This window comes from Acinetobacter sp. ATCC 27244, from assembly GCF_000156555.1.
In the GTDB taxonomy this organism is placed as follows: Bacteria; Pseudomonadota; Gammaproteobacteria; order Pseudomonadales; family Moraxellaceae; genus Acinetobacter; species Acinetobacter haemolyticus.
Genome location: NZ_GG665960.1, coordinates 80172 through 91086, shown reverse-complemented (window position 1 = coordinate 91086; position 10915 = coordinate 80172). Strand labels below are relative to the sequence as shown.

9 protein-coding genes are annotated in these 10915 nt (G+C 38.1%); 8 read left to right on the top strand and 1 reads right to left on the bottom strand.

Going from position 1 to position 10915, the window contains the following annotated elements:
- A partial coding sequence (locus HMPREF0023_RS11665; RefSeq protein WP_008942193.1) for an AAA family ATPase occupies positions 1–846 on the bottom strand: 846 nt, incomplete at its 3' end.
- Positions 847–1059: 213 nt separating this feature from the next.
- On the opposite strand from HMPREF0023_RS11665, the gene HMPREF0023_RS11660 reads away from it, so the two are divergent.
- The 8 genes from HMPREF0023_RS11660 to HMPREF0023_RS11625 all read left to right on the top strand — a co-directional run.
- A complete protein-coding gene (locus HMPREF0023_RS11660; RefSeq protein WP_008942192.1) occupies positions 1060–1347 on the top strand; it encodes a hypothetical protein in 288 nt (95 codons plus the stop codon).
- A 57-nt stretch (positions 1348–1404) separates the two neighbouring features.
- Positions 1405–2448 carry a DUF932 domain-containing protein gene (locus HMPREF0023_RS11655; RefSeq protein WP_008942191.1) on the top strand — a complete coding sequence of 348 codons (1044 nt, stop codon included), beginning with the start codon at positions 1405–1407 and terminating at the stop codon, positions 2446–2448.
- Between the two features lie 168 nt (positions 2449–2616).
- Positions 2617–3657 carry a YqaJ viral recombinase family protein gene (locus HMPREF0023_RS11650; RefSeq protein WP_008942190.1) on the top strand — a complete coding sequence of 347 codons (1041 nt, stop codon included), beginning with the start codon at positions 2617–2619 and terminating at the stop codon, positions 3655–3657.
- A gap of 180 nt (positions 3658–3837) precedes the next feature.
- The gene (locus HMPREF0023_RS11645) at positions 3838–4764 is read left to right on the top strand and encodes a hypothetical protein (protein ID WP_008942189.1); all 927 of its coding nucleotides are present in this window, start codon (positions 3838–3840) and stop codon (positions 4762–4764) included.
- Positions 4765–5092: 328 nt separating this feature from the next.
- Positions 5093–6823, top strand: a complete 1731-nt coding sequence (locus HMPREF0023_RS11640; RefSeq protein WP_008942188.1) for a type I restriction-modification system subunit M — start codon at positions 5093–5095, stop codon at positions 6821–6823.
- Positions 6813–8246: a helix-turn-helix domain-containing protein gene (locus tag HMPREF0023_RS11635; RefSeq protein ID WP_008942187.1), complete on the top strand. Its 1434-nt coding sequence runs from the start codon at positions 6813–6815 to the stop codon at positions 8244–8246. Before HMPREF0023_RS11640 ends, HMPREF0023_RS11635 begins: the two co-directional genes overlap by 11 nt.
- The gene (locus HMPREF0023_RS11630) at positions 8243–9637 is read left to right on the top strand and encodes a restriction endonuclease subunit S (protein ID WP_008942186.1); all 1395 of its coding nucleotides are present in this window, start codon (positions 8243–8245) and stop codon (positions 9635–9637) included. The genes HMPREF0023_RS11635 and HMPREF0023_RS11630 overlap by 4 nt, the downstream gene beginning before the upstream one ends.
- The coding region (locus tag HMPREF0023_RS11625; protein ID WP_008942185.1) for an AAA family ATPase at positions 9630–10915 on the top strand (1286 nt) is incomplete at its 3' end. The genes HMPREF0023_RS11630 and HMPREF0023_RS11625, both read left to right, overlap by 8 nt.

The following is a 10915-nucleotide window of genomic DNA, read 5'->3' as shown; positions in this document are numbered from 1 at the left end:
GAGTGTTTTCACTTTAGCTGATTCTTTAGCTCCTAAATCTGTTCTTTCAAGATTTTCTATAACATGTGGAAGATAGATTTCAGAATCTAAATTTCCATAGTTTGAGTAGTAAACAAAATTAGGAAGTTGTTCAATAATGTAATCTCTCGACTTTTGTAATTCTTCAGAAGTAGGCTTTTCAACATTGGATAAATGTGAAGAAATAAATTCATATGTATCATTATAGACTTTAGTAAGCTCACTTGTTTTTGGCGCTTTTTCATCAAAAAGATCCTCTAATAGAGAAATACACTTCTCAAGACGAGCTTTATCAACTATCGGAGATTGAAATTCTGAGTCAATTGCTTCAAAAGTAGTAAGATATTTATCTCTTTTTTCTTCATTTTCACTCTTAAGTAATTGTAACTTACTAATAATTTTTATTTTGGATGTGATTAAGTTTTGAAAAATTGATGAAGATAAATTGGATGCCTGTTCATAAGGAAAATCTACAGTGTATCCGCCATTATATTTTCTACAAACAGTTGTGAACTTTAAACCTTCGCTTGGTGTTTTTCTTAATTTTGAAATATGCTGTGCTTCATTTTCATTAAGTTCAAATTTACAACGTATAAAAATTGTTGATTTATCACTTGCTCTTAATTGACTGTAAAGTTTTCGGGGAGCGTCAGATAAAAGATTAATTTTTCCATCGTCACTTACTGGATTAAGTTTCCATAAAGCACAAAGTAAATTTGTTTTTCCAGACTCATTAGTTCCGATGAGTGCTGTGACATCATCGATATTTATCCACTCACTTTGATCAATTGATCTAAAATTTTCTACTTGAAATGCTTTTAACTCCATATGGAACCTTCAAAATATTTGTTATAAAAAGATATTAAACATCTACCATATTTTAATTAACCATCCTATATGAATTTATCTAAATCTAAAAATATTCAGAACCATAACATCCTAATGAGAATCATGAAGCTCTTTTGAGATCACATGAAAATATGAAAACAAAGCCTGCCTTCGAGCAGGCTTTTTTGTGCCCAAAATTTAAGGAGTCGAGCCATGAGCTTGAGCTGTCCCTTTTGTCATTCAACGAATGTGATATTGGTTGAAGCAACTACACAACAATCAAATACAACCTTAACCAATTTGGTCACACCGACCACATTGGGTGCATTGGGAACCACGGTCGCAAAGTCTTTCAATCTGCCACCGATTGTCGGTGGAATTGTAGGAACAGTATTGGGTAGTGTGTTGAATTCATTCACTGAACAAAGCACACCATCACAGCAGAATTTGTGCTTTTGCCACAACTGCTACCAAAAATTTCCAAGTCATCTTTTGCACTAAAGAATATTCATATCCACACAGATTCAAATTTCAGTTTAATTTACAAGGAATACAACTATGGCACATCAACTTGAACAAATGGCTTATGTCGGTGAAACCCCTTGGCATGGACTAGGGAACCAACTGACTCAAAACCAACCCATCGAAGTCTGGGCACAGCAGGCAGGCATGGACTGGCGCATTGAATCTTCCAATGTCAGTTATATGGCTCAGAATGAACGAGGGCAAAGTATCATCTTGCCTTATGAAGAACAACGAGTGCTTTATCGTTCAGATACTCATGCACCACTATCAGTTGTTAGCCAACGCTTTCAGGAAGTCCAACCGAGAGAGATTTTAGAATTTTATCGTGATCTCACTGAACAATCAGGCTTTGAACTTGAAACCGCAGGTGTACTCAAAGGTGGCAAGAAATTCTGGGCACTAGCACGTACAGGGCAAACATCCATGTTAAAGGGTAAAGATGTCAGTAATGGCTATATGCTTTTGGCAACTGCATGTGACGGAACCCTTGCCACCACCGCACAATTTACCTCGATCCGAGTAGTGTGTAACAACACTTTAGCGATTGCCTTAAAAGGACAGAGCAGCAGTGCAGGTGTGGTCAAAGTTCCACACAGTACTAAATTTGATGCAGATAAGGTCAAACAGCAATTGGGTATTTCAGTACGTGCATGGGAGGAACATATGTATGAAATGAAGCAACTGACACAACGTAAAGTGAGTCAGATGGAAGCATCCGCTTACTTTGATGCCGTGTTCAATAACAGCACAATGAACAACGTGGTGGATCAGGAGGACAACATCATCCAGTTCTACCGTGATGTAGCCTTACAAGCCCAAGCCAATGGCAAGGACAAAGCTGAACCAAATGCGAAATCGATGAGTCGAGCTATGGAAATGTTTAATGGTCAAGGACGAGGTGCGGAGCTAAGTTCAGCCAAAGGAACAGCCTATGGATTACTGTGTTCAATCACAGAATTTATAGACCATGAACGTCGTGCCATGAGTACCGATCACCGACTTGATTCAGCTTGGTTTGGTGCTGGCGCATCGATCAAACAACGAGGATTGGAACAGGCACTTAACATGCTTGCATAGTGCGAAATATACATTTTTCAATCATGGAAAGTTAGACCTAACTAAGCATTTTTAAATGGAATTTCGAATTTTAAAAATTATTAAAACCATAGCTTCGGCTGTGGTTTTTTTATGCCCATTTTTTGTGATCTCCATCATTTTACATAGCAAAATAATCAGGACTTCAATATGAATACCGCAATTTTAAATCCATCCATTCAACAGGCAAGTACTCCATTTATTGTCCCAAAATTATTCACAGCCAAACGCTTGGTTAACACAAAGAATATGACTCAAGCAGAATGGCTTGAAGTCAGACGTCAAGGTATTGGTAGTAGTGATTGTGCCGCAGCGTGTGGACTAAATCCCTATATGTCGATGCTTGAACTGTGGATGATCAAAACAGGACGAGTCAAACAATCCATTGAAGATGAAAGTGCAGGACATGCACCTTTATATTGGGGCAAACAGCTTGAACCTTTGGTCGCTGAATACTACAGCATGCACACCAACAACAAAGTCCGTCGTATCAATGCAGTACTACAACATCCTGATGAGGATAAGCATTTTATGCTGGCTAACTTAGATTACTCGGTGGTGGGCAGTGAGGAAGTACAGATTTTAGAATGCAAAACCGCAGGGGAATATGGAGCAAAGTTATGGCGAGATGGTGTGCCTTTATACGTATTGTGTCAGGTGCAACATCAATTGGCGGTGACAGGCAAAAAGGCAGCGCATATTTGTGTGCTGATCTGTGGTCATGAAACTCGTATCTATAAAGTGGTACGCAGTGAATCAGTCATTCAACATATTGTGAATGCTGAGCGATACTTTTGGGAGTGTGTGGAAAATGACACGCCACCTTCAGTCGATGCCAGTGAATCAGCAGCTAAAGCCATTCAGCAACTCTATCCTCAACATATTCCACTCAGTGTCGAAGATCTCAGTCAAAATGAACAAGCCAATCAGTTGTTTGCTCAACTGATTCAAGAAAAGCATCACATTGAGCAGCATCAAAATAACTTTGATGAAACCAAGCATCAAATCCAAATGCTGATGAAGGATGCTGAACGTGCAACATTTGCCAATGGTTCAGTGACGTGGAAACGATCTAAAGACTCGATTGGCTTAGACAGTAAGGCTGTACTCAAACTTCATCCCGAAATGCTTGAGCAATTTCCACAAAACAAGGCAGGAACACGACGTTTTCAGATTTATACCGATGACTGAATCCATCACGTCGATATTTCCAATCTTCCAAAAAGCGCAAAAAACCACCTCCGATCTACCGACTCCCGAAGGAGCGGTAGACCAACAATGGCGGTTTTTGCGAAGTCATAGCTTTTCATATTTCTGTTTACTTACATAACAAGGGGTAAGCAGTAAAATTTTATTTATAGGACAAACAACATGATTAAAGGTTTAGCTATTACACCGCCAATTTTAGGGCGAATCAGTATCGGTAAAGTGGTTGAAAAGAATGGTAAACGTCTGCCTGAAAAGGATGACCAGTTTACCATCACCAGCCAGATCCAAAACAAGGATGGCTGGGTCAAACATCCACTGGATGAACAACTACGTGCCAAAGCACCCAATCAAAATCAAAAACTTAGAAGCATTCCAGTCCGCATGATCTTCAACGATCCTGAACTGAACCTACGGGCAGAGTACAGCCTGTTTGACCGACAAACAGGACGCTTAATCTGTTCAGGCAATGGAGAAACCTGTCAGCGACTGGGACATAATGGAATTGAGCAGCATCCATGTCCATCACCTGATCTCTGTCCATTAGCACAAGGCGGGCTGTGCAAGCCCTACGGCAGACTTTACGTGAATTTAGATGAATCCGATGAGTTCGGCACATTCATCTTTAGAACCACAGGCTTTAATAGCATTCGTACTTTGGCAGCAAGACTACGTTATTACCATGCTGCATCGGGTGATTTACTGTCATGTCTACCGTTGCAACTGACTTTAAGAGGTAAAAGCACTACGCAAAGCTACCGCACCCCAATCTACTACGTGGATTTAACTTTACGAGATGGCACAAACCTGAAAGATGCGATTACGTCAGCCAAACAAATTGATGAGCAGAGTAAGGCAGTAGGATTTTATCAGGAGGCTTTAGATCATGTCGCACGACAAGGTTATTGCAATGCTAGCTTTGAGGTGGGAGGTGATGAGGGACTGGATATAGTGGAGGAGTTTTACAATGATCAGCAAAATGCTGTTGAGGTGAGGTCTGATGTCGTATCAGCAGCATCGATTGCTCAAGCGGTCAATGATGCCAAGGAGATAAAACAGAGTCTGAGACAAAGTGTAAGGGCTGTAAATTAGCCCAAACCAATTGGCAGAAAAATACAGAACTCGATTTTGTAATGAGTACCAAGCTAATAATATCAATGAGATATAATAAGAGAATTATAGTTCTCTTATTTTTTTTGTTAATTAGAAGTTATTATACTTGTCAGCGACATATATAGTCGTATCTATCCAAGGGTGCCTAGCTTTGTACTTTGTTAGGGGATTAAAATATAAAATAGTATATGTCTTTATTTTTTTGTGTAGTACATGACTTTTCATTCGTCTTAGATGTGCTAACGTAATAAACTATTGAACATTAAGTATAAAACCACAGCGGTTGACCATTGATCGAGGATAAATAATGAACTCATTGGAACAAAAGTTTCTAAATGACTTAGATGATAAGCTCTGGAAAGCCGCTGATAAATTACGTAGCAGCTTAGATGCTGCCAACTACAAGCATATTGTCCTTGGACTAATTTTCTTAAAATATGTAGCAGATGCCTTTGATGAACGTCAGGCAGAACTTAAAGAGTTATTTGCACAAGCGGATGATCACAACATTTATTACATGCCTCGTGATCAATACGACACAGAAGAGGAATACCAACAAGCAATCGCTGATGAATTGGAAATTATTGATTACTATCAAGAAAAAAATGTGTTTTGGGTGCCTAAAGCGGCACGTTGGACGACATTACAAAATACAGCCGCTTTAGCGATTGGCTCGATTATTTGGCAAGATGAACATGGGCAAGATGTCAAACTACGTTCTATCTCTTGGTTAGTCGATAATGCTTTTGATGAAATTGAGAAAGCCAATCCTAAATTAAAAGGTATTTTGAATCGTATAGGACAGTACCAGCTTGATAATGACAAACTGTTGGATTTGATCAATACTTTTTCTGACACCAGTTTTACTAAACCTGAATACAACGGTGAAAAGCTCAGTCTGCACAGTAAAGACATTCTTGGTCATGTTTATGAATATTTTTTAGGGCAGTTTGCGTTAGCGGAAGGCAAGCAAGGTGGGCAATATTACACACCTAAAAGTATCGTGACCTTGATTGTAGAAATGCTGCAACCTTATAAAGGTCGTGTTTATGACCCTGCGATGGGTTCAGGTGGTTTCTTTGTTTCCAGTGAAAAATTCATCGAGCAACATGCACAGGAAAAGCACTACAAAGCATCCGAACAGAAAAAGCATATTTCGATTTACGGACAAGAAAGCAACCCAACCACTTGGAAACTTGCTGCCATGAATATGGCAATTCGTGGTATTGATTTTAACTTTGGTAAAAAGAATGCCGATACATTTTTAGATGATCAGCATCCAGACTTACGTGCTGATTTTGTTATGGCAAATCCACCATTCAATATTAAGGATTGGTGGCACGCTTCACTAGAAAGTGATGTACGTTGGAAATATGGCACACCGCCACAGGGCAATGCCAACTTTGCTTGGATGCAGCACATGCTGCACCATCTCTCACCAACAGGCAGTATGGCACTTTTACTTGCCAATGGTTCGATGAGTTCCAATACCAACAATGAAGGTGAAATCCGTAAAAATCTGATTGAAGCAGATTTGGTGGAATGTATCGTTGCATTGCCAGGGCAACTGTTTACCAATACGCAAATCCCTGCCTGTATTTGGTTTTTGACCAAGGACAAAAAGAATGGTTTGTCCTTAGATAAAAAGAAAGCCAATCGTGAAGGCAAGACTTTGTTTATTGATGCTCGCAACTTGGGCTATATGAAAGATCGTGTACTGCGTGACTTTACCGATGCAGATATTGCCAAAATTACCCATACTTTACATGCTTGGCAGCAAGGTGGAAATTTTGAGGGCAAAGCTTATCAGGATGAAAAAGGCTTTTGTTTCTCGGCTGAGTTAAAAGATATTCAAAAGCATGATTATGTACTGACACCAGGGCGTTATGTGGGCGCAGCCGAGCAGGAAGATGATGGTGAACCTTTTGCCGAGAAGATGGCACGCTTAACAGGACAACTGAAACAGCAATTTGCTGAAAGTGCTGTACTGGAAAGTGAAATCAAAAAGAATTTAAAAGGCTTAGGTTATGAGTTCTGATCAACCGTTGCTACTTGAGATTCAAAAAGGCGAAAGCAAAACGCTAGAGTTTAAACAGCAGTTACCGAAAGGACAGCAGATTGCCAAAACATTAATTGCTTTTGCGAACGGTAGTGGCGGTAAGTTGATTGTTGGAGTCACTGATGATCGGCAGTTGGTTGGGATTCAAGATGATATTTTTGAGTTGCAAGATAAAATCACATCCATGATTTATGAGTTGTGTGCCCCACAACTTGCAGCACAAATCTATATTGAGAATATTGCAGGCGTAGAGTTATTGGTTGTGGAAGTCGCACGAGGTAGCTTATTTCCGTATTACCTTAAATCTGTAGGACGTGAGCAAGGTACATATATCCGCCTAGGTGCAAGTAACCGTGTGGCATCGCCTGAGCATATTCAACAACTGGAATTGCAACGACTAAATATCAGTTTTGATGCCTTAGCCAATTATCAATACCCTTTAGAAAAGCTCGATTTAACGGTTTTGGAAGCAGCGTTCAAAGCTGCTGATAAAACACTGACTTTAGAAAAAATGTTGAACCTAAAGTTAGTGATTGAAGAGCAGGGGCAGCGTTATGCCAGTCATGGTTTATTGATCTTACTCGGTCAATATGAGCATGTGATGACCCAATGTGCCCGATTTAAAGGCACCAATATGAGCGTGTTTTTAGACCGTAAAGAATATACAGGTGACTTGTTTTCACAAATTGAGCAAGCCGAAATTTTTATTAAAAACCATTTGTCTTTACGTGCCGAAATTCGTGGCTTAAAGCGTTATGACTATTTGGAAATTCCAGAAAATGCTATTCGTGAAGCCTTAATTAATGCCTATGTACATAGGGATTACAGTAACTTTGGGCGCAATATCAAAGTCGCTGTATATGATGATTTGGTCAATATTGTCTCCCCAGGTGGATTGCCCAATGGTTTAACCGAAGCGGACTTGTTGCAAGGACGCTCGGAAATTCGGAATCGGGTATTGGCTCGTGTGTTTCGAGAGCTAGGTTATATTGAGCATTGGGGCAGTGGTTTGCAACGTATTCAACAGATGTGTGAAGCAGAGAATTTGCCAACACCTGAATTTGTGGAAACAGGTGATTTCTTTGATGTGAAGTTATATCGTCCTGTGATTGAGTTGGAGGGTGGTGCAATAGGTGGTGCAATTGATCATTTAAGTGGTGCAATTGAGGGTTTAGGTGGTGCAATTGAAGCAAGCCAATTAACCGAACGCCAGCAAGAAATTTTAGTTTTAATTCAGCATAATCCGAAAGTTTCTTATCGTTCTTTGGCAGAACAACTTGGTATTAATCAATCTGCCTTACAAAAGCATCTGAACCATTTGAAAGATGCAGGCTGGCTTGAGCGTGTAGGTGGTACTCGTGGCTATTGGGCGATTAAGAAAGAATTTGGAGGTGAGGTGTGAGTTATAATTTCCCTATAAGTTGGCAACAAATACCATTAGAAGATGCTTTAGACGCTTTAATTGATTATAGGGGGAAGACCCCAAAGAAAGTGGGCAACGGTATTCCATTAATTACTGCCAAAGTTGTCAAATCTGGTCGAATATTACCAATGGATGAATTTATTGCTGATGAAGATTATGAAAGTTGGATGGTTAGAGGTATTCCTCAAGTAGGTGATATTGTTGTAACAACAGAAGCACCATTAGGTGAAGTTGCACAAATTAAGGATGCAAACGTTGCTTTAGCGCAGAGAATAGTAACTTTACGAGGGAAAGTTGATTTCCTAGAGAATAATTTTTTATTATTTTTAATGCAATCTAATTTTGTACAAAACCAATTAGAAGCAAGAGCGACTGGTTCAACTGTTAAGGGAATTAAGCAATCAGAGCTTAGAAAAGTTATCTTACCAATTCCTCCAATTAATGAGCAAAAATCTATCGGTAAAATCCTTTCCGATTTAGACGACAAAATCCACCTCAACAACCAAATCAACCAAACTCTAGAATCTATTGCTCAAGCCATTTTTAAAAGTTGGTTTATTGACTTTGAACCTGTGCGTGCCAAGATTGCAGCGAAGCAAGCAGGGCAAGATCCTGAACGTGCTGCCATGTGTGCGATTAGCGGTAAAAGTGAAGCTGAGCTTGAGCAAATGGCAAAGGAAGATTTTGCAGAATTACAAGCAACGGCAGCACTATTTCCTGATGAGTTGGTCGAAAGTGAATTGGGGGAAGTGCCGAGGGGGTGGGAGGTTTCGACTATAGGTGAACAAACTCAAACAGTCGGTGGTGCAACACCATCAACAAAAAATGATGAATTTTGGGATAAAGGAAATAACCATTGGACAACACCTAAAGATTTATCAAATTTGACAGATAAAATCTTGTTAAATACGGACAGAAAAATAACAGACGCTGGATTGAAAAAAATTAGTTCAGGCTTATTGCCAAAAAATACTGTGTTGATGTCATCTCGTGCACCAGTTGGTTATTTGGCTTTGGCGAAAATTGAAGTAGCTATTAATCAAGGCTATATAGCAATTTTACCAAATATGAAATATTCAGCTGAATATTTAATTCAGTGGTGTGAAGCTAATATGGCTGAGATAAAAGGCCGAGCATCAGGTACGACATTTCAGGAAATTAGTAAGAAAAATTTCAGAGAAATAAGCTTTTTTTGCCCAGATGACAAAGTGGTTGTCTCTTATACTAAAACGGTCAAAACGCTATATGATGAAATTACCTCAAAGGCAAAAGAAAATCAGAGTTTAATTAATTTAAGAGATACTTTATTGCCGAAATTGATGTCGGGTGAGATTTCTTTGAATAAAAATATGGGTAGTATTGATGATTAAGAAAATTAAAAGTATCGGCAACCTTGCGGTTTTTAAAGGTTTTGAATGGGATTCTAATGTTAGGAATAATGGGGGAGCTGCTGATACCTTTAAAGACATCAATATAATTTATGGGCGAAATTATTCTGGAAAGACATCTTTATCTCGAATAATTAGAGCACTAGAGATGGGGAGGATATCGGATAAATATAACAATCCAGAATTTTGTGTGAAGTTTTCTGATAAAGAAGTAACGCAAAACAACCTAACATCTCATGGGAAGAAAATTAGAGTTTTTAATGAAGACTTTATTAAAGAAAATTTAAAATTTATTGTGCATCAAGATGATGGCATTCAATCATTTGCTATTTTAGGTGAGAACAATAATATTGTTGAAACCGAAATTCAAACGATTGAAGATGAGCTTGGGAAAAAGGAACAGGGTCAAGAAACAGGATTGTATGCTAAAAGGGTTCAAGTAATCAGCAGTTATGATGATGCTAAAATAGTATGGGATAATGCGAAAAGAGCATTAGATAAGCAATTAAGTGATAAAGCGACAGATAGAAAAAATGGAATAAAATATCAATCTGAAAGATTTGGCGATCAAAACTATAATGTTCAGAAACTTAGTAATGATATTAGAGAAGTATTATCTGAATCGTATAAAGAGTTATCTTTAGAAGAAATTGAACAGTTTAGAAAGCTGAGTTTAGAAAAAGCATTAGATGAATTTTCTATAATTGAACTTCCTAAAATTAGATTATCTAATTTTGTTGAAAAAACCGAAAAACTGGTTGCAAAAAAAATTAGTTCATCTAACAAGATTGAAGAATTAGTTAAAAATGCAATTTTGAATCGTTGGGTTAATGAAGGTAGATCTTATCATAAAGATAAACTAAGTAATTGCGCTTTTTGCGGAACTCTTATAAGTGAGGAGAGGTGGAAGGAATTAGACCGGCATTTTGATAAAGAATCTAAGATCTTAGAAGATGATATAGATAGTCTCATTGTAGATATTGAATCAGAGAAGAAAAGTTTCTCTTTATTAAAAGTTGATAAATCAAAATTTTATTCAAAATTTCATAAAACACTTGATATTATTCAAACAGATTTGGAAGAAATAATTGGCAAATATGATTTAATTTTAGATAGTTTAATTGATCAATTAAAAGAACGGAAAGCGAACATTCTTACTGAAAAGGATTTTATTAATCCTAATAAAGATGTTGAAGATCTAAAAGTAATATGGACTTCATACCTAAATATTAAAAAAGAATCGACCGAGTTTAGTAAACA